This is a genomic window from Siccibacter turicensis LMG 23730 (genome assembly GCF_000463155.2).
GTDB classification, from domain to species: Bacteria; Pseudomonadota; Gammaproteobacteria; order Enterobacterales; family Enterobacteriaceae; genus Siccibacter; species Siccibacter turicensis.
In genome coordinates this window covers 71,113-90,895 of record NZ_AWFZ01000006.1, presented here as the reverse complement: position 1 = coordinate 90,895, position 19,783 = coordinate 71,113, and the positions used below count along the sequence as shown (strand labels likewise).

Here is a 19,783-nt window from a genome sequence, read left to right as displayed (position 1 = left end):
TGGCCTGTAAGCCGTTGTTCCGTGTCAGTGGAGGCGCATTATAGGGAGTTTTCGGAGGCTGACAAGAGGAAATCCTAAAAAAGTTTTCGTTCGCTTGATTTTCACGCAATACGTTTAGTTTAACGACGAATTGCGCGCTAAACGAACGATATCCTGCGCAAAACCCTTCACTTGCCCCCAGTCGGTGTACACCACTTCCTTAGAGGTATCCGTTTCGCCGCCGGTCATCTTCATAATGAAGCGAATCATCATGCGGTCATACCAGCTGTAACGTGGATAGCGCAGCGCTCCGGCGAACACCGCTGCGTGCTGCGGCTGCCACGGCGAGGCTTCAAGAAACTTACGCGTATAGCTGTTAGTTTCCGGCGTGCGCTTGTCCGCTTTACGGGCCACCAGGTTCACCGAGAAGAATGCCCCCGGTAACGCATTAAGCGCCTCGGCGTGATGCGTCACAAAACGCATCAGGGAAGGATGGAAGCGTCCGTAGCGAATCGATGCGCCAATCACCACGCTGCTGTAACGCTGCCAGTCAATCGCACCGGCGCTGTGCAGGTCGACGGTCTCGCTTGCTACGCCCTGGGCGGTGAGTTCATCAGTAATAGACGCCGCGATATCGCGGGTCTGCCCATCGCGGGTAGAAAACAGAATCAGGGTCGTCACAGTACTCTCCATTTATTCGCGCCAGAAGGTTGGGGTAAACAGCACCAGCAGGGTAAACACTTCGAGACGGCCGAATAACATATTGGCAATCAGGATCCACTTGGCCGTGGGGTTCATGCTGGCGAAGTTGTCCGCCACCACGCCAAGGCCGGGGCCAAGGTTATTGAGCGTTGCCACCACGGAGGCAAACGCCGAGAAATCATCGACGCCGGTGGCGATGATGGCGAGCATGCTGACAATGAACACCAGCGCATAGGCGGAAAAGAACCCCCACACCGCTTCGAGGATACGTTCGGGAAGCGCACGGTTGCCGAGCTTAATGCTGTATACGGCGTTGGGATGCACCAGACGTTTCAGCTCGCGGTTCCCCTGTTTGAACAGCAGCAGGATGCGAATCACCTTCAGCCCGCCGCCGGTCGACCCGGCGCAGCCGCCGATAAACGCCGAGCATAGCAGCAGCACTGGCAGGAAGAGCGGCCATTTCGCAATGCTGTCGGTGGTAAACCCGGCGGTGGTCGCCATCGATACCACCTGGAAGAACGCCTGGTTGACCGTCGTGACCGCGCTTTCATAGACGCTGTGGAAATAGAGCACCAGCGTACAGATGAATACCAGCGTCAGCTGCACGCCGATAAACATACGGAATTCCGGGTCACGCCAGTACACCTTCAGATTACGGCCGCTTAATAAAGAGAAGTGCAGCCCGTAGTTACAGCCGGAAATCAGCAGGAAGATGGCGATAATCGTGTTAATGGTCGGGCTGTTGAAATAGCCGACGCTGGCGTCGTGGGTCGAGAACCCACCGATAGCAATGGTGGAAAAGCTGTGGCCGATGGCATCGAAGGCCGGCATTCCGGCAAACCAGAGCGCCAGCGCGCAGGCAACCGTCAGCAGCACGTAAATAAGCCACAGCGTTTTCGCCGTCTCGGCGATACGCGGACGCATTTTATTGTCCTTAAGCGGCCCCGGCATTTCAGCGCGGTAGAGCTGCATCCCCCCGACGCCAAGAATCGGCAGTATCGCTACCGCCAGCACGATGATCCCCATCCCGCCAAACCACTGCAGCATTTGACGATAAAACAGAATGGCGTGCGGCAGCGTGTCCAACCCCACCAGCGTCGTGGCGCCCGTGGTGGTCAATCCGGAGAAGGATTCGAAGAACGCGTCGGTGATGGTCAGGTTGGGGCGTTCGGCGAAGATGAAGGGCAGTGCCCCCACGCTTCCCAGCACGGTCCAGAACAGCACCACAATCAGAAAGCCTTCGCGCGACTTCAGCTCGCCTTTTTCGCGGCGGTTAGGCCACCACAGCAGAGAACCAATGGCCAGCGCGACAAAAAACGTCTGGGTGAACGCGCGCCCTGCGCCGTCCCGGTAGAGCAACGCCACCAGCCCGGGAAGGATCATCGTTCCGGAGAAAAGGATAACCAGTAATCCAACGATTCGGGTTATGGCGCGAAAATGCATTTCAGACGCTTCCTTTGAAATGGAAAATATGGGAGGGGGGATTATTGTTCAATCGGAACCAAATGCAATGCGCCACGGCTAAAATCAGCGAGCTTTGCCGAAAAGGCGGGCAGAACAGATGCAGGGAGCGCAACGCGCAGGGTGACGTCTACCAGAAAGTCGCTGTGCACAATCAGCCCCTCATGCTGTTTGAGCAGCGTCTCGATGCCAGCAAGCTGCGCGTAATCACATCGCAAAGTATATTCGGTCAGCGGCACTTTGCGCTGCGTCGTCAGCAGGTTGAGCGCCTGCTGCACGCCGCCGCCATAGGCCTTGACCAGCCCGCCGGTACCCAGCAGCACGCCGCCGTAGTAGCGCACCACCACGGCGGTGATCTCCCCCACGCCGCTGCCCATAAGCTGGGCGAGCATGGGTTTTCCGGCGGTTCCCGCCGGCTCACCATCATCGGAAAACCCGAGCTGCTGCGAGTCGTCAGGCGGACCGGCAACCCAGGCGACGCAGTGGTGGCGCGCATCCGGGTGCGCCGCGCGTGCCGCCTCCACAAAAGCCTTCGCCGCCTCCACGCCGTCGGTATGTCCCAACAGCGTGATAAAGCGGCTTCTCTTTATCTCTTCAGTGAAGGTGACCGGCTGGGCCGGAATAAGCCAGCCGTCCATTACGCGAGCTTCAAATCCCGCGTCATGTTTTCGATGCTGTTATCATAGATCACGACGTTATCTTCTATACGGATACCACCGTAAGGTTTCAGGGCTTCGATCTTCTGCCAGTTGAAGTGCTTGCTGAACGGGCCTTCACGCCAGGATTTCAGCAGTGATTCAATAAAGTAGATCCCCGGCTCGATGGTCAGCACCATCCGCGGCTCCAGAATACGGGTGCAACGCAGGTAGGGGTACTTTGACGGTGCGGCAAGGTGCGTACCGGTGTCGTCCTGCATAAAGCCCGCAACGTCATGCACCTGCAGCCCCAGCGGATGCCCCAGCCCGTGCGGCATGAACGGCCCGGTCAGGTCGTTCTCCACCATCGCCTCTTCGCTGATATCGGTGATGATTTGATGACGGCGCAGCAGCTTCGCAATGCGCTGATGGAACTGGACATGGTAATCGGTATAGCGCACCCCGGCCTTGAGCGTCGCGATGAGCGCCAGCTGCTCCTCATTCACGTCTTTAATCAGCTGCGCGAAGTCGCTCTCGCTGTTTGCCGCCCAGGTACGGGTCAGGTCCGCGGCATAGCCGTTGTACTCGGCGCCGGCATCCAGCAGGAAACTGCGCATCTCAGACGGCGCGCGATGCTGCAACGTGGTGTAGTGCAGTACAGCGGCGTGTTCATTGAGCGCCACGATATTGCCGTAAGGCACGTCGGTATCGCGGTGACCGGTAGCGGTGAGATACGCCTGGTTGATATCGAACTCGCTCATGCCGGAGAGAAACGCTTCGTGCGCGGCCTGATGGCCCACCACCGCGGTCTTCTGAGCTTCACGCATGCACGCCAGTTCATAATCGGTTTTATACGAGCGGTGATAGTGCAGGAAATCAATGACCGCTTTCGGGTTCACGTTCGCCGCGCTGATATCCAGCTGCAAGGCGCGCTCCGGCACGGGCCCAATATAGCCGATATTGCCGCGGGAGGCCGGAAGCTGGCTGGCGATGCCGTCCGCTTTTGGCAGGGCAATAATCTCAATTTCATTGGTCCAGAAGGACTCCGGCAGCGGTTCAACGTTGTGCCAGTAATCCACCGGCAGATAGAACCAGAGCCTGGGTTTATTGACGCCGTCCACCAGCAGCCAGCAGTTCGGCACCTGCGTTACCGGTACCCAGGCTTTGAACTGCGGGTTCACTTTAAAGGGATAGGCGTGGTCGTCGAGGAAGACGTTCATCAGTTCGCCGGAGTGGATCAGCAGCGCATCCAGCTTGCTGCGGCTCAACGCATCGCGCGTACGTTCTTGCAAGGTAACAATATGATTTTTATATAGAGCGGCCAGTGATTCCATTTTTTACCCTTCTCTGTAGTGACCCTGAATTTCCGCATCTTAGCACACCGTCTTGCGCACCCGCGCATTTCGACGGTTCGTGATCGACGCAGCAAAAATTTAAACAGAAATTTGCATTTCATTAACATCAAATCCACACTCCGCTTCATCTGGTATGACCAGATCCCTTGCGGATTCAGGAGACTGACATGCTTTACAAAGGCGACACCCTGTACCTCGACTGGCTGGAAGACGGCATTGCTGAACTGGTGTTCGACGCCCCCGGCTCGGTTAACAAACTTGATACTGCCACGGTGGCCAGCCTCGGCCATGCGCTGGACGTGCTTGAAAAGCAAACAGATTTAAAAGGGCTGCTGCTGCGTTCTGAAAAAGCGGCCTTTATCGTGGGTGCCGATATCACCGAATTTCTTGGCCTGTTCCAGGTGCCGGCCGCGCAGCTTAGTGAGTGGCTGCATTTCGCCAACAGCGTGTTCAACCGCCTTGAAGATCTGCCGGTGCCAACCCTCACGGCCATCAACGGTTATGCGCTCGGCGGCGGCTGCGAATGCGTTCTCGCCACCGATTTCCGTCTGGCAACGCCGGATGCGCGTATTGGCCTGCCGGAAACCAAACTTGGCATTATGCCGGGCTTTGGCGGTTCGGTACGTCTGCCGCGCCTGCTGGGTGCGGACAGCGCGCTGGAAATTATCGCCGCCGGTAAAGACGTTTCAGCCGACCAGGCGCTAAAAATTGGCCTGGTGGACGGCGTGGTGAAAGCGGAGAAGCTGCGCGACGGCGCGCTGGCGGTGCTGCGTCAGGCCATCAACGGCGAGCTGGACTGGAAAGCCCATCGCCAGCCGAAGCTGGAGCCGCTGAAGCTCAGCAGAATTGAAGCGGCCATGAGCTTTACTATCGCCAAAAGCATGGTGATGCAGACTGCCGGTAAGCACTATCCCGCCCCCCTGACCGCGGTGAAAACCATTGAAGCCGCCGCCGGGCTTGGCCGTGACGACGCGCTGAAGCTGGAAAACGACAGCTTTGTACCGCTGGCGCGCTCGAACGAAGCCCGGGCGCTGGTTGGTATCTTCCTCAATGACCAGTACGTCAAAGGCAAAGCGAAGAAGCTGACCAAAGAGACCGAGACCCCGAAACAGGCTGCGGTGCTGGGCGCCGGGATTATGGGCGGCGGTATCGCTTACCAGTCTGCCTGGAAAGGCGTGCCGGTGATCATGAAAGACATTAACGAGAAGTCCCTTACCCTTGGGATGAACGAGGCCGGTAAGCTGCTTAACAAACAGCTGGAGCGCGGCAAAATCGACGGTCTGAAGCTCGCGGGCGTGATCGGCACGATTCATCCGACCCTGGACTACGCCGGGTTTGAACGCGTGGACGTAGTGGTTGAAGCGGTGGTGGAAAACCCGAAAGTCAAAAAAGCGGTACTGGCCGAAACCGAAGCGAAAGTGCGCCCGGACACCGTTCTCGCGTCCAATACCTCGACCATCCCGATTAGCGAGCTGGCCAGCGTGCTGACGCGTCCGGAAAACTTCTGCGGCATGCACTTCTTCAACCCGGTGCATCGCATGCCGCTGGTAGAAGTAATCCGCGGAGAGAAAACCTCGGACGCGACGATTGCCACCGTGGTGGCCTGGGCGAGCAAAATGGGTAAAACGCCGATCGTAGTCAATGACTGCCCCGGCTTCTTCGTAAACCGCGTGCTGTTCCCCTATTTCGCCGGCTTCAGCCAGCTGCTGCGCGACGGCGCGGACTTCCGCAAAATCGACCGGGTCATGGAGAAGCAGTTCGGCTGGCCGATGGGCCCAGCCTATTTGCTGGACGTGGTGGGGATTGATACCGCGCACCATGCGCAGGCCGTGATGGCCGCGGGCTTCCCGGCGCGTATGCAGAAAGATTATCACGATGCTATCGACGCGCTGTTTGACGCCAGCCGCTTCGGACAGAAAAACGGCCTGGGCTTCTGGCGCTATAAAGAAGACAGTAAAGGCAAGCCGAAGAAAGAGGAAGACAGCGCGGTAGACAGCCTGCTGGCCGACGTCAGCCAGCCGCAGCGCGACTTCAGCGACGCGGAGATCATCGCCCGCATGATGATCCCGATGGTCAACGAAGTGGTGCGTTGTCTTGAGGAAGGCATTATCGCCAGCCCGGCGGAAGCCGACATGGCGCTGGTGTACGGCCTCGGCTTCCCGCCGTTCCACGGCGGCGCTTTCCGCTGGCTTGATACCCAGGGCAACGCCCGCTATCTCGACATGGCGCAGCAGTATCAGCAGCTCGGCCCGCTTTACGACGTACCCGCCAGCCTGCGCGATAAGGCCCGCAGTAACGATACCTGGTATCCACCGGTGGACGTAGCCCGTCCCGTTGGCAACCTGAAAACGGCTTAAGGAGCGACGTATGGAAAAGGTAGTAATAGTTGATGCGATTCGCACCCCGATGGGCCGCTCAAAAGGGGGCGCGTTCCGCCACGTCAGGGCGGAGGATCTGTCGGCGCACCTGATGCGCAGCCTGCTGTCGCGCAATCCGCAGCTGGAAGCCAGCGCTATCGATGACATCTACTGGGGCTGTGTCCAGCAGACGCTGGAGCAGGGCTTCAATATTGCGCGCAACGCCGCCCTGCTGGCGGAGATCCCGCATGCCGTACCGGCGGTGACGGTCAACCGGCTGTGCGGCTCCTCTATGCAGGCGCTGCACGACGCCGCGCGTATGATCATGACCGGCGATGCGCAGGTCTGCATGGTAGGCGGCGTAGAGCATATGGGCCACGTGCCGATGAGCCACGGCGTTGATTTTCATCCGGGCCTGAGCCGCAACGTGGCGAAAGCGGCAGGAATGATGGGGCTGACGGCGGAGATGCTGTCGCGGATGCACGGCATCAACCGCGAAATGCAGGACGCCTTCGCCGCCCGCTCACACCAGCGGGCGTGGGCCGCGACCCAGTCCGGCGCGTTCAAAAACGAGATTGTCCCGACCAGCGGTCATGATGCCGATGGCGTCCTGAAGCGTTACGACTACGACGAGGTTATCCGCCCGGAAACCAGCGTTGAAAGCCTGGCGGCGTTACGACCGGCGTTCGACCCGGTAAACGGCACCGTGACGGCGGGCACCTCGTCGGCTCTGTCCGACGGCGCGGCGGCGATGCTGGTGATGAGTGAAAGCCACGCCCGCGAGCTTGGCCTGAAACCGCGCGCGGTGATTCGCTCAATGGCGGTGGTAGGCTGCGATCCGTCAATCATGGGCTATGGCCCGGTGCCGGCCTCAAAACTGGCGTTGAAGAAAGCCGGGCTCAGCGCCAGCGATATTGACCTGTTCGAAATGAACGAGGCCTTTGCCGCGCAGATCCTGCCGTGCATCAAGGATCTTGGGCTGATGGAACAGATCGACAGCAAAATTAACCTTAACGGCGGCGCCATTGCGCTGGGCCACCCGCTCGGCTGCTCCGGGGCGCGCATCAGCACCACGCTTATCAACCTGATGGAGCGGAAAGATGCCCAGTTTGGTCTGGCGACCATGTGTATTGGCCTCGGCCAGGGCATTGCCACGGTATTTGAGCGGGTATAAATCCGCGTTGCTTCTGGATAACAACGGTTAGTTGCCGTCTTTCCCGCCCGTCAGGGGCGGGTTTTTTATTTCAGAAAATCACGTGGTGGGATCCGCAACTGGCTCATGGCAGTTTATCCGCGTCACCCTTTCAACCGGATTCGACCATGAAACACATCACCGCCCTGCTCACACTCTGCCTCTGCACCCCGGCCTGGGCCGATACCCCTTCACTTGCCCGGCGCTGTCTTGACTACGGAAAAGCGCAGATGGCGCAGAACAGAGACGTTCTGGCGCGCCTGAACGCGTCGCGTATTGATGAGCAAGACGTGGTGATAAACCGCTACGACGGGTACGTGGGCAGGCAACCGGTGGCAACAGAGCTGCTGGCGGCGCTGCGCGACAAGCAAGGCGTCAGCGGCAAAATGCTGTGTCTGCTTAACGGCGATACGCCGCTGTATGTCTATATTGAACCGCGGGCGTAGCGTTCAGCAGGGAGACCACGCTGCGCGAGCCTCCCTGCCTGACGCCCGGGGGAATCAGAGGAACGAGAAGGCGTCGCCGAACAGGCGGTCTTCACGTGCACCGCGCTCGTTGCAGAACAAGTCGCGGGCGATTTTCGCCATTTCGAAACGACCGGCGATATAAATATCGTGTCCGGCTAGCGTGCCAAAATCCTGCATCACCGCGGTCAGCACCGTTCCGGAGCGGCCGCGCCACGCGTCATGCGGCTGCTCGACCACCGGCTCGACGCGCAGTTTCGGGTGCTTGAGCGCCAGCGCTTCCAGTTCGGAAAGATCGTACAGGTGTTTTGCTTCACGGCCGCCCCAGTAAATGGTGATGTCGCGATCCGGATTACGGGACAGCGCGGTGAGCAGAATGGAACGCACATAGGAGAAGCCGGTGCCGCCAGCGATAAGGATCAGCGGACGGTCATCCTCGTCGCGCAGCCAGGCATCACCGTGGGGAATGTCGACGACAATCTCACGGTCCTTCAGGATACGGTCCATGACCGCCATCGCGTAGAGGTTAAGCTCAGATGCCCCGATATGCAGTTCGATAAACTCCTGCTCGCTCGGGGTGGATGCCATGGAGAAGGGACGCTTGTCGCGCTCATCCATTACCACCATCAAATACTGTCCGGCGCGGAATGAAAACGCGGCCTCGGGTACTAAACGGACGCGGTATACCGTATCCGTAATGGCATCTACCGAGGTCACTTTACAGCTTAAGGTTGTCATGCGTTCCCTCTGTCGGGTGAAAAAAACGTAAGCACAACGATAGCGCGACAGCGCTTACCGTAAATCAAATATAGCCAGTTCATCCCAGATAGCGTCGATACGCGCGACCACATCCGGGTCTTTTTTGATGGGCGTACCCCATTCGCGCTGCGTCTCGCCTGGCCATTTATTGGTGGCATCCATCCCCATCTTCGACCCCAGCCCGGAGACCGGGGAGGCAAAATCGAGATAATCGATAGGCGTGTTTTCGACCATCACCGTATCACGCGCCGGGTCCATTCGCGTCGTAATGGCCCAGATAACGTCATTCCAGTCGCGGGCATTAACGTCATCATCGCAGACAATCACGAACTTGGTGTACATGAACTGGCGCAGGAACGACCAGACGCCAAACATCACGCGCTTCGCGTGGCCGGCATACTGTTTCTTGATGGTAACGACCGCCAGACGGTAGGAACAGCCTTCCGGCGGCAGATAGAAGTCGATAATTTCCGGGAACTGCTTTTGCAGAATCGGCACCAGCACTTCGTTGAGCGCCACGCCCAGCACCGCCGGTTCATCCGGTGGACGACCGGTATAGGTAGAGTGGTAAATGGCGTCTTTACGCTGGGTAATGTGGGTGACGGTAAAGACCGGGAAGCTGTCCACTTCATTGTAGTAACCGGTGTGGTCACCGTACGGGCCTTCCGGCGCCATCTCTCCCGGCTCGATATAGCCCTCCAGCACGATCTCCGCGCTGGCCGGCACTTCCAGATCGTTGGAAATGCACTTCACAACTTCGGTTTTCGTGCCGCGCAGCAGGCCGGCAAAGGCGTATTCGGAGAGCGTGTCCGGCACCGGCGTGACCGCGCCCAGGATCGTCGCAGGGTCGGCACCGAGCGCAACCGAGACCGGGAAACGTTCGCCCGGATGGGCCGCGCACCACTCCTGGAAATCAAGCGCGCCGCCGCGATGCGAGAGCCAGCGCATGATGAGTTTGTTTTTGCCGATCACCTGTTGACGGTAAATGCCCAGGTTCTGACGCTCTTTGTGCGGACCCCGGCTGACGGTCAATCCCCAGGTAATCAGCGGCGCCACGTCGCCCGGCCAGCACTGCATTACCGGAATGCGCGTCAGATCGACCGCATCGCCCTCCAGCACCACTTCCTGACAGGGGGCGCTACGCAGACGTTTGGTCGGCATATTGAGGACCTGCTTAAACTGCGGCAGCTTGTCGAACAGATCGCGGAAACCGCGCGGCGGTTCCGGCTCTTTCAGAAACGCCAGCAGCTTACCCACTTCACGCAGCGCCGTGACGTCATCCTGCCCCATGCCCATCGCCACGCGCTTTGGCGTGCCGAACAGGTTGCACAGAACCGGCATGTCGTACCCCTTCGGGTTTTCGAACAGCAGCGCAGGACCGCCTGCACGCAGCGTGCGATCGGCAATCTCCGTCATCTCAAGATGCGGATCGACCGGAATGGCAATGCGTTTGAGTTCGCCCTGCTGCTCAAGCAGCGCAAGAAAATCGCGTAGATCGTGGTATTTCATGCAGTTTTTCGTGGCCTCTTTGCTGGCTTACCATTATACGGTGTTCATCGCAGCCATGCTGTATTTTTGTTAATTAGACGTGACAACGCGGCACGAACCCGCGTCCTGACCGGCATCCCGGGGATACTGCATCGCGAAGTATGACGGGTATATACTGTTCTCACTACCTCAGCGCGACGCGTTTTGTTATTCTTTCGCGCCTGTCATCCGGAAAAGAGACATTATGGAATCCTGGTATCTCCTGTATTGCAAACGCGGGCAGTTGCAGCGGGCAAAAGAGCATCTTGAACGTCAGCAGGTCTCATGCCTGACGCCGATGATCGTGCTGGAGAAAATCGTGCGCGGTAAGCGAACCGCAGTCAGTGAGCCGCTGTTCCCTAATTATCTGTTCGTCAATTTCGACCCCGAAACTATCCATACCACCACTATCAGCGCCACGCGCGGCGTCAGCCACTTTGTGCGTTTTGGTGCCCAGCCAGCCGTGGTACCGCCCACCGTTATTCAGCAGCTGATGGAGTATCAGCCTGAAAACGTGTTGGACGAGCAGACGCCGTGGCCAGGGGATACGGTGATGATTACCGAAGGGGCGTTCAAAGGGCTGGAGGCGATCTTCACCGAACCGGATGGCGAAGCACGCTCGATGCTGCTGCTTAACTTCCTGAATAAAGAGGTGTTGCAGAGCGTCAGAAATACCGAGTTTAAAAAGATCTGACAAAAAGGCCCGGTTGACCGGGCCTTCGAGTGTCAATGGGTTGCTTCACCAATTACGCCGCCTGCGCCAGCCCCAAGCGCTGCGCCTTTTAACACGCTTTTGCCCGTTACCGCCGCGGCGCCTGCACCCACGACCGCGCCCACTGCGCCGCCCTTGCGTGCCGCTTTGCCCTTATCGCCATGCTTGAACATGGCACCGGTGCCTGCACCGACCACCGCGCCCCCGACCGCGCTTTTTACGTTTTTACCGGCTACCGCCCCTGCGGTGGCGCCCAGTAACGCTCCGGTTGCGGTTTTGTCGATAGCCAACGCCTGCCCACACAAGAGCGCAGACAGCACGATTATCCCAATCGCTTTACGTTTCATAGATTTCCCTGTTATGACGAGATGCTGAACGTGGCAGGGACAGCCCCTGCCGCGCGAGAATAGCATACCGCTCGGGCAGGGATTTAGGTTCGGATGTGATAGCGCTAGCGGTTGAAAAACAGCCGCATTACGTTAGCGCGGGTGATCTCTGCCAGCGCCTGCGGGTCTTCGCCGCGCCAGTGCGCCACCTGCTGCAGAATATGCGGCAAATGGCAGGGTTCGTTACGGCGGGACGCCGGCTTCGGACGCAGATCCCGCGGCAGCAGCCAGGGCGCGTCGGTTTCCAGCATGAGCCGGTCAGCCGGGATAAGCGGCAGCAGCTCACGCAGCTCAAGCCCACGGCGTTCGTCGCATACCCAGCCGGTAATGCCCAAATAAAGCCCGCGGTTCAGGCACGCCTGCGCCTCTTCGGCCGACCCGGTAAAACAGTGCAGCACCGCGCCGGGGAGCTTATCGAGCCAGGGATCGAGCAGGGCCAGAAAACGCGCATGGGCCTCGCGACAGTGCATAAATACCGGCATTCCCAGCTCGGCGGCCAGCGCCAGCTGCGCGCTGAACGCCCGTTCCTGCTCGTCGGGCGTTGAAAAGTTACGGTTAAAATCCAGCCCGCACTCGCCAATCGCCACTACCTGCGACAGGGCAGCCAGCGCACGCAGCGCCTGGGCGCTGTTCGCATCCCAGCTGCTGCTGTCATGGGGATGCACCCCGGCGGTAGACCAGCAGTCAGGGTAGTGCGTGGCCAGCTCCGCGGCCTGCTGGCTTTCCGGCAAGTTGGTGCCGGTGATCAGCATGCCGGTCACGCCCGCAGCGCTGGCCCGGGCGACCACGTCATCGCGATCCTTATCAAATTGCCCGCTGGTAAGATTTACACCGATATCAAACATGGTCGTTACCTGTAAAAACCGCCCTGACGGGCGGTTAGATTTACTCTTGTGGCGGCGTAGCCTGCTGCTCAGCCTCTTCCGGCTCATCCCGGCGCCCTTTCCCGACATAGAAACGGGCGAAGAACACGCCCACTTCAAACAGGCAGTACATGGGGATCGCCAGCAGCGTCTGGGAGAACACGTCCGGCGGCGTAAGCAGCATACCGACAACGAACGCCCCCACCAGCACGTAAGGACGCTTGGTTTTCAGGTCCGCAGGTGTTGTTACGCCGACCCAGCACAGCAGCACAATGGCGACCGGCACCTCGAACGACACGCCAAACGCCATGAACAGCGCCATCACAAAGTCGAGATAGCTGGCGATATCGGTGGATACCACCACGCCAATCGGTGCGGTATGGGTCAGGAAGCCAAACGCCAGCGGGAAGACCACGAAATAGGCGAAGGCCATACCGAGATAAAACAGCAGCGTACTGGAGACCAGCAGCGGGATCACCAGTCGGCGTTCATGCCGGTACAGCGCCGGGGCGATAAATGCCCATACCTGGTAGAGCAGCACCGGCGCGGAAAGGATCACCGAGACCATCATGGTCAGCTTGATAGGCGTGAAGAACGGTGACGCCACGTCGGTGGCAATCATCGTCGAGCCTAACGGCATTTTGCTGATGAGCGGTTCGGAAACGATCTGATAGATATCGTTGGCGAAATAGACCAGTGCCAGAAAGATGGCCAGCACGGCCACAATGCAGTTTAGTAGTCGCTTACGCAGCTCAATGAGGTGGCTGATTAGCGGTTGGGTATCTTCAACAGCCATGTTTATGCTTTATCGCTCGTTGAGGGAGTGGGAGACGGGGATGTTGACGGCGAGGCCGCCGGCTTTGCGGCTGGCTCAACGCTCGTGGTCGCGGCGACAGGCGCTGCCTGCTTCACGTCCTCGACGGTCGGTTCGGCGGGTGCCTGCTCCGTTGCTACCGCCACGCGATCGGCGCTGCCCGGCGTCACGCCTTCATGTTCAGCCTCGCTGCCCTTAACCACCGGATTATGGATAGTGTGCGCTTCATCGCTGTCCTTCTCCGGATCGTTAGCGCTGTACGAGCGCTTCATGGAATCCGCCGCCTGACGAAGCTCGTCCATTGACGCCTTAAGTTCTGGCGTCAGGCTGTCCATGCTCGCTTTCTCAACCTTTTTAAGGCTGTCCTGAAACTCCTGGAGTTTCAGTTCCTGGCTCAGCTCGTTCTGCACGGTGGTCGCCAGCGAACGCAGGGCGCGCACCCAGCCGGCAACGGTTTTCACTGCTACGGGCAGACGCTGGGGGCCGAGTACAATCAGGCCGATGACAAAAACCAGCAGCAGTTCGCCAAAACCAATATCAAACACGACTTACACCTGCTCTTTATCGTGGCGTTTCACGTCGTCTTTATTGACGCTCTCAGGTTTGTCTTCAATTTTATCTTCGATGGATTTCGTCGTGAAATCGGCATCGGTCGCGGACGTATCGGCTTTATCCGCGTCATCGTCTTTGATGGCTTTTTTGAAGCCTTTGATGGACGAGCCCAGGTCAGAACCCAGCGAGCTCAGTTTTTTAGTACCGAAGATCAGAATGACGAGAACGGCAACGATCAGTAACTGCGGCCAGCTAATACCCATACATACTCCACAACAGCAAAAAAGAATTCGGATGGCGCATTATACGGCACCCATCCGATCATGACGACGTTAAATTCAGCTGGCGCGACGCCAGCCGACGAGCCAAATCACCGCGCCGGCGCCCATCAACCACAGTGGGCTCAGGCCCCAGTCAGGACGATTAATCAGCAACAGCGTCGCGCTTAACAGCAGGATGGCACCCATGCCAAACAGGTAACGTGACTGCCCCTGACGTTTGTTCTGGCGCTGCTGCTGGTTGGCGATTCTATCAACGCTTTGTTGCAGTTGTTTACTCTGACGCAAACTGTCGTAGAAAAGTTCAGGCAAATCTGGCATCCGCTCTACCCAGAACGGCGCTTTTTCCTTAATGGAGCGAATCAACGCTGGCAGGCCGACCTGATCTTTAATCCAGCTTTCAAGGAAGGGCTTCGCGGTTTTCCACAGGTCAAGCTGCGGATAGAGCTGTCTGCCGACGCCTTCAATGTAAAGCAACGTCTTTTGCAGCAGCACCAGCTGCGGCTGCACTTCCATATTGAAGCGGCGCGCGGTGTTGAACAGGTTGAGCAGCACGTGCCCGAACGAGATTTCAGCCAGCGGCTTTTCAAAAATCGGTTCGCACACGGTACGAATGGCGAACTCAAACTCTTCCACGTTGGTATCCGCAGGCACCCAGCCGGAATCGACGTGCAGTTCCGCCACCTTGCGGTAGTCGCGATTGAAGAAAGCGATGAAGTTTTCCGCCAGGTAACGCTTATCTTCTTTGTTGAGCGAGCCGACAATACCGCAGTCGATACCGATGTACTGCGGATCTTCAGGATGCTCGTAGCTGACAAAAATGTTGCCCGGGTGCATGTCACCGTGGAAGAAACTGTCGCGGAATACCTGGGTAAAGAAGACCTGAACACCGCGTTCGGCAAGCAGCTTCATGTCGGTGCCGTTAGCTTCCAGCGCGGCAACATCGTTCACCGGGATCCCGTAGATACGCTCCATCACCATCATGGTCGGGCTGCAGTAGTCGGAGTAGACCTCCGGTACGTAAAGCATCGGGCTGTTTTCGAAGTTACGGCGCAGCTGAATGGCGTTGGCGGATTCGCGCAGCAGATCCAGCTCATCGATCAGCGTTTTTTCATACTCGCGCACCACTTCCAGCGGGCGCAGGCGGCGACCATCCGGCATCAGACGCGGTACCCAGCGTGCCAGACGGTAGATAAGCTTCATGTCAGCGCGAATGACCGGCAAAATATCCGGGCGAATGACTTTGATCACCACCTCTTTGCCGTTCGATTTCAGCGTCGCGGTATGGACCTGCGCGATAGACGCGGAGGCCAGCGGTTCGATATTAAAATTATCAAACCACTCTTCGATAGGCCGATCGCCCATCGATTTTTCAATCTGCTGTTTCGCCAGCCGACCGTCAAACGGCGCGACCCGGTCCTGCAGCAGCGCAAGCTGATCGGCAATGGCCGGTGGGAAGAGATCGCGACGGGTAGAGAGCATCTGACCAAACTTGATCCACACCGGACCCAGCTCCTGCAGCGCCAGACGTAGCCGCTCACCCAGCAGTTTGTCCTTGTGACGGTTGGGCATCCAGAAAAGCGTACGGCGCCACAAGCGGAGCGGGACCGTAATACGCATACGGGGAATTAACTCATCAAGACCATAACTCAGGAACGTTTTGATGATGAAGTAAAGGCGCCGCAGTTCACCTGGCGTCATTTGCCCTCCAGTTTTTCCAGCCTGCTGGTAAGTGTGTCTACGGCCCGTGCCAGCGCCGACGTCTCTTCAGAAAACCATGCTACTTCCAGTGGGCCAGGCGCCAGACGCCACTCTTCGGTCAGCGCCTCAGCGACGTAGCGCTCGTTGCGCTTAGCCCGCCGGGTGAGGGCTTTTACCCCACCGGTGACGACGTTACCCAGCCCCTGCGCGGCGACATCGCCGATATAGGGAGCCAGCAACTCTTCGCCGGAGAATTCCGCCAGGTCGAGCAGGGAGGAAAAGTTCTGTACTACCTGAATATCGCCCTGCACTTCCAGCTCGCCGCTGCGGATAAGCGCGGTCAGCTGCTGTTTATCGCGCAGCTTAGGCAGTACCGACAGGCGCGTGATCACCGAACAGTCCGCCTCGCCTTCCCACTGCGCCAGCACGTCAACCTGATGCTCGCTGAACACCAGCACCAGCGGTGAGGAGAACTCCTGCACCACCACCCGCAATACCTTGCCTTGCAGGCGCTGGCGCGGTGATTTCAGCGCCCGGGGCTGGTAGAGAAAGGTATTGAGTACGCCTTCAATGCCGGCCGTAATGAGGGGTGTGAATGGCATCCGCGCTCTCCTGTCAGAACTTATAGCCGCGATGCAGCGCGACAATGCCGCCGGTCAGATTGAAGTAATTCACGTTTTCAAAGCCCGCGGCTTCCATCATCGCTTTCAGCGTCTCCTGGTCCGGGTGCATACGGATGGATTCGGCAAGGTAACGATAGCTCTCGGCGTCGCTGGCAACCAGCTCGCCCACACGTGGCAGCACGTGGAAAGAGTATGCGTCATAGGCTTTGCTGAGCGGCTCGATGGTGGGTTTAGAGAACTCCAGCACCAGCAGACGTCCACCCGGCTTCAGCACGCGGTACATCGAACGCAGCGCTTTTTCTTTATCGGTGACGTTGCGCAGGCCAAAGGAGATGGTGATGCAATCGAAGGTGTTGTCCGGGAACGGCAGCGCTTCAGCGTTCGCCTGTACGTATTCCACGTTGCCGACCACACCGGAGTTACGCAGCTTCTCACGCCCCATTTTCAGCATGGAGTCGTTGATATCCGCCAGCACCACTTTGCCGGACTCGCCCACCAGGCGAGAAAACTTCGCGGTCAGATCGCCGGTACCGCCTGCAAGGTCGAGCACTTTCTGGCCGCGACGCACGCCACTGCAATCGATCGTGAAACGCTTCCACAAACGGTGGATACCGAACGACATCAGGTCGTTCATCACGTCATACTTTGCCGCAACGGAGTGAAACACCTGCGCCACTTTCTCGGCCTTCTCCGTTTTCGCTACGGTCTGGAAACCAAAGTGCGTCGTCTCTTGTGAATTGTCAGCCATCTCGATGCCTGCTTATTAAGAAAATGTCCATGAAGTGTAACAGATTGGGCGCATTTGCCCTACGATTCAACCGCCCTCCACGCCCGGCGTGGGCAGGCGGTGCTGCTACGGTTTTTACGCTAAGTGCTTGTTCGCCTTAGCGGGTTATACGTCATCACCCCCGGCGCGCAGACGAAACTCGTCGTTTTGCGCCGTGGCCTGCTCCACCAGTTCCGGATTAATCTCGCGCTTAATCTCCACCCCAAGCTCGCGAAACGCATCGGCCTGGGACAGCACGTTTCCGCGCCCGGAGGTGAGTTTTTTCATGGCGCCGCGGTAGTTATCCTGCGCTTTATCCAGGCTCTGGCCGATAGCGGTCATGTCGTCAACGAACAGGCGCATCTTGTCATAGAGGCGACTCGCGCGATCGGCGATCTGCTGCGCGTTACGGCTCTGATGCTCATAGCGCCACAGATTCGCAATGGTGCGCAGCGCTACCAGTAACGTGGTGGGGCTGACCAGCATGATATTGTTTTTCAGGGCTTCGTTGATGAGTTCAGGCTGCTGGTTAATCGCCATCAGAAAGGCAGGCTCAACCGGAATGAACATCAGCACGTAGTCCAGCGACCGCAAACCCGGAAGCTGGTGATAGTCTTTGCGCCCCAGCAGTCGGATATGGTTACGCACCGCGGTGATATGTTCGCTTAAGGCCAGTTCGCGGGTGTAATCGTCCTCGGCGTTGAAATAGCGTTCCCACGCCACCAGCGTCATTTTTGAGTCGATAACCACGTCTTTACGCTGCGGCAGGCGCACGATGATGTCCGGCTGAAGCCGGCTTTGCGCCTCGGTATTAATGCTGACCTGCGTTTCATACTCGTGCCCTTCCCGCAGGCCCGAAGCCTCCAGCACGCGCGCCAGCACTACTTCCCCCCAGTTGCCTTGGGTTTTGTTATCGCCCTTGAGCGCACGCGTCAGGTTGACCGCTTCCTGCGCCATCTGGGCGTTAAGCTGTTGCAGATTACGAATTTCATGGGCCAGGGTGTGGCGTTCACGCGCCTCCTGACCGAAGCTGTCCTGCACCTGGCGGCGAAAGCCGTCCAGCTGTTCGCGCAGCGGCGTCAGCAGCCCGCTCAGGCTCTGCCGGTTTTGCTCTTCCACGCGGCGGTGGCTCTGCTCAAAGATGCGATTCGCCAGGATTTCAAACTGCTCGCTGAGGCGCTGTTCGCTGTTGATCATCTGCCGCAGCTTGTCGTCGGCATTAATTTGGGTGGTTTCGAGGCGGGTGGACACTTCACGCAGATCGGCTTCCAGCGAGCTGTTGATCTCGCGCAGGCTGCGAAGTTCGTTGTCAAGCAGGGCGCACTCTTCACGCCAGTGCTCGCTTTGCGCCAGCTGCTGACGGGCGGCGCTCAGATCGCCATAGACTTCACGCTGCTCGGCCAGCAGGGCCGCCTGTCGCTGCGCGCCACGCAGGCTGGCGGCAAGCCAGCCGGTAAGTACGCCAACCAGCGCCACGGCAAGAATGAGCAACAGAGAGATTTCCATAACGCCTCCGGCGTGAACGTCTTACGATACACACGGATTGTGCTGTACAGATGTCCAGTTTGGAAGCGTTTTTCTGGTAATGGGATGTTTCGTGCGAGGCGCTACGCAAAACAAAGGCCAGCGAACGCTGGCCTGAGAGAGGATTACAGCAGGCGGCGTGCCGCTTCCACCACGATTTTCACCGCGTGGCTTTCGGTCTTCTTCATGGTTTCCGCATCCGGGATCTCCTGCTGGGTGCGGTTAACGATAACCCCAGCCACCATCCCGGCGCGCAGGCCCTGGCTTGAACACATGGTCAGCAGCGTGGCGGACTCCATCTCGTAGTTCATCACGCCCATCGCCTGCCACTCTTCCATTGAGCCCTTGAAACGGCTGACAACGCGGCCAGAGAAGGTGTCATAGCGCTCCTGCCCCGGGTAGAAGGTGTCAGACGACGCGGTAACGCCGATATGGGTGGTCGCGCCGACGGATTTTGCGGCATCCACCAGCGCGGTGGTGCAGGTGAAATCGGCCACGGCCGGGTATTCCATCGGGGCAAAGTGCAGGCTCGCGCCGTCAAGGCGTACCGAGGCGGTGGTGACCAGCACGTCGCCGACGTTGATATTCGGCTGAATGGCACCGGTCGTCCCGACGCGCAGGAAGGTGCGGATACCGAGCTGCGCCAGCTCTTCAACCGCGATAGACGTAGACGGGCCACCGATACCGGTAGAGCAAATGATGACCGGTTTGCCATCCAGTTCGGCACGCCAGGAAGTGAACTCACGGTGCGATGCCAGTTTGACCGGATTCGCCATCAGCGCGGCGATCTTTTCCACTCGCTCCGGGTCGCCGGGAACAATGGCAAGCGTTGCCCCCTGTAGATCGTTTTTAGTGAGACCGAGATGAAAAACATCAGACCTGGACATAAGTGACTCCTCTGTAGATCGGTTTGTCAGAAGCAGCAAAGCGGTACTTTACCGAAGCACTGCCGGTATTTTCGTGACCGCTTTCACTTTGAAAGAAAGTTATTGCATTCATTTTCCATAAATTAGTGATTATGATCACATAATTTAGCTTAATGACGCCGTGCGGCTGTCTGATGGCCCCGCGTCGTACCCTGTGATTTGGTAACGTGCAGTCTATAGTTATTTGAATGCGCTACTAACGGGTAC

20 protein-coding genes are annotated in these 19,783 nt (G+C 58.4%); 4 read left to right on the top strand and 16 right to left on the bottom strand.

The genetic code is table 11. The features are described from left to right. Positions 1 to 114: 114 nt before the first annotated feature. From hemG to pepQ, 4 genes are read right to left on the bottom strand one after another with little or no spacing between them, the layout of a single operon-like run. On the bottom strand, positions 115 to 660 hold the full coding sequence (hemG, locus tag DW58_RS01220; RefSeq protein WP_024549038.1) for a menaquinone-dependent protoporphyrinogen IX dehydrogenase: 546 nt from the start codon (positions 658 to 660) through the stop codon (positions 115 to 117). Positions 661 to 672: 12 nt separating this feature from the next. Next, positions 673 to 2,124 (bottom strand): Trk system potassium transporter TrkH, encoded by a 1,452-nt coding sequence (trkH, locus tag DW58_RS01215; RefSeq protein WP_024549039.1) that lies wholly within the window; start codon positions 2,122 to 2,124, stop codon positions 673 to 675. Between the two features lie 41 nt (positions 2,125 to 2,165). Next, positions 2,166 to 2,780 carry an IMPACT family protein gene (locus tag DW58_RS01210; RefSeq protein ID WP_024549040.1) on the bottom strand — a complete coding sequence of 205 codons (615 nt, stop codon included), beginning with the start codon at positions 2,778 to 2,780 and terminating at the stop codon, positions 2,166 to 2,168. Beyond that, positions 2,780 to 4,111, bottom strand: coding sequence for a Xaa-Pro dipeptidase (pepQ, locus tag DW58_RS01205; protein ID WP_024549041.1), 1,332 nt, complete (start codon positions 4,109 to 4,111; stop codon positions 2,780 to 2,782). Before pepQ ends, DW58_RS01210 begins: the two co-directional genes overlap by 1 nt. A 188-nt stretch (positions 4,112 to 4,299) precedes the next feature. Between pepQ and fadB the strand changes: the two genes are divergently transcribed. The 3 genes from fadB to DW58_RS01190 all read left to right on the top strand — a co-directional run bounded on the left by fadB (position 4,300) and on the right by DW58_RS01190 (position 8,127). Beyond that, on the top strand, positions 4,300 to 6,489 hold the full coding sequence (gene fadB / locus DW58_RS01200; protein ID WP_024549042.1) for a fatty acid oxidation complex subunit alpha FadB: 2,190 nt from the start codon (positions 4,300 to 4,302) through the stop codon (positions 6,487 to 6,489). A gap of 10 nt (positions 6,490 to 6,499) precedes the next feature. Continuing rightward, positions 6,500 to 7,663: an acetyl-CoA C-acyltransferase FadA gene (fadA, locus tag DW58_RS01195; protein WP_024549043.1), complete on the top strand. Its 1,164-nt coding sequence runs from the start codon at positions 6,500 to 6,502 to the stop codon at positions 7,661 to 7,663. Positions 7,664 to 7,809: 146 nt separating this feature from the next. Further along, a complete protein-coding gene (locus DW58_RS01190) occupies positions 7,810 to 8,127 on the top strand; it encodes a hypothetical protein (protein WP_024549044.1) in 318 nt (105 codons plus the stop codon). A gap of 54 nt (positions 8,128 to 8,181) precedes the next feature. Here the strand turns inward: DW58_RS01190 and fre are convergent, their stop codons facing one another. Both fre and ubiD read right to left on the bottom strand, forming a co-directional pair. Then, entirely contained in the window at positions 8,182 to 8,883 is a 702-nt protein-coding gene (gene fre / locus DW58_RS01185) for an NAD(P)H-flavin reductase (protein WP_024549066.1), read from the bottom strand. Between the two features lie 54 nt (positions 8,884 to 8,937). After that, positions 8,938 to 10,413 carry a 4-hydroxy-3-polyprenylbenzoate decarboxylase gene (gene ubiD, locus DW58_RS01180; protein WP_029696556.1) on the bottom strand — a complete coding sequence of 492 codons (1,476 nt, stop codon included), beginning with the start codon at positions 10,411 to 10,413 and terminating at the stop codon, positions 8,938 to 8,940. Between the two features lie 223 nt (positions 10,414 to 10,636). Here ubiD and rfaH point away from each other — a divergent pair, with 223 nt between their 5' ends. Next, positions 10,637 to 11,125 (top strand): transcription/translation regulatory transformer protein RfaH, encoded by a 489-nt coding sequence (rfaH, locus tag DW58_RS01175; RefSeq protein WP_024549045.1) that lies wholly within the window; start codon positions 10,637 to 10,639, stop codon positions 11,123 to 11,125. Positions 11,126 to 11,157: 32 nt separating this feature from the next. On the opposite strand, the gene DW58_RS01170 is transcribed toward rfaH, so the two are convergent. From DW58_RS01170 to udp, 10 genes are all read right to left on the bottom strand, one after another. Continuing rightward, a complete protein-coding gene (locus tag DW58_RS01170) occupies positions 11,158 to 11,490 on the bottom strand; it encodes a glycine zipper family protein (RefSeq protein ID WP_024549046.1) in 333 nt (110 codons plus the stop codon). 104 nt (positions 11,491 to 11,594) lie between these two features. Further along, positions 11,595 to 12,374 carry a 3'-5' ssDNA/RNA exonuclease TatD gene (gene tatD, locus DW58_RS01165; protein WP_024549047.1) on the bottom strand — a complete coding sequence of 260 codons (780 nt, stop codon included), beginning with the start codon at positions 12,372 to 12,374 and terminating at the stop codon, positions 11,595 to 11,597. 40 nt (positions 12,375 to 12,414) lie between these two features. Then, a complete protein-coding gene (tatC, locus tag DW58_RS01160; protein ID WP_024549048.1) occupies positions 12,415 to 13,188 on the bottom strand; it encodes a Sec-independent protein translocase subunit TatC in 774 nt (257 codons plus the stop codon). A gap of 2 nt (positions 13,189 to 13,190) precedes the next feature. Continuing rightward, positions 13,191 to 13,751: a Sec-independent protein translocase protein TatB gene (gene tatB / locus DW58_RS01155; RefSeq protein WP_024549049.1), complete on the bottom strand. Its 561-nt coding sequence runs from the start codon at positions 13,749 to 13,751 to the stop codon at positions 13,191 to 13,193. Positions 13,752 to 13,754: 3 nt separating this feature from the next. Next, entirely contained in the window at positions 13,755 to 14,021 is a 267-nt protein-coding gene (tatA, locus tag DW58_RS01150) for a twin-arginine translocase TatA/TatE family subunit (RefSeq protein WP_024549050.1), read from the bottom strand. A gap of 75 nt (positions 14,022 to 14,096) precedes the next feature. Then, positions 14,097 to 15,737, bottom strand: a complete 1,641-nt coding sequence (gene ubiB, locus DW58_RS01145) for a ubiquinone biosynthesis regulatory protein kinase UbiB (RefSeq protein WP_024549051.1) — start codon at positions 15,735 to 15,737, stop codon at positions 14,097 to 14,099. After that, positions 15,734 to 16,339: a ubiquinone biosynthesis protein UbiJ gene (gene ubiJ / locus DW58_RS01140; RefSeq protein WP_024549052.1), complete on the bottom strand. Its 606-nt coding sequence runs from the start codon at positions 16,337 to 16,339 to the stop codon at positions 15,734 to 15,736. The genes ubiB and ubiJ overlap by 4 nt, the downstream gene beginning before the upstream one ends. Positions 16,340 to 16,352: 13 nt before the next feature. Then, positions 16,353 to 17,108 (bottom strand): bifunctional demethylmenaquinone methyltransferase/2-methoxy-6-polyprenyl-1,4-benzoquinol methylase UbiE, encoded by a 756-nt coding sequence (gene ubiE / locus DW58_RS01135; RefSeq protein ID WP_024549053.1) that lies wholly within the window; start codon positions 17,106 to 17,108, stop codon positions 16,353 to 16,355. Between the two features lie 144 nt (positions 17,109 to 17,252). Next, entirely contained in the window at positions 17,253 to 18,632 is a 1,380-nt protein-coding gene (rmuC, locus tag DW58_RS01130) for a DNA recombination protein RmuC (protein WP_024549054.1), read from the bottom strand. A 143-nt stretch (positions 18,633 to 18,775) separates the two neighbouring features. Continuing rightward, a complete protein-coding gene (gene udp / locus DW58_RS01125; RefSeq protein WP_024549055.1) occupies positions 18,776 to 19,537 on the bottom strand; it encodes a uridine phosphorylase in 762 nt (253 codons plus the stop codon). Positions 19,538 to 19,783: the final 246 nt, after the last annotated feature.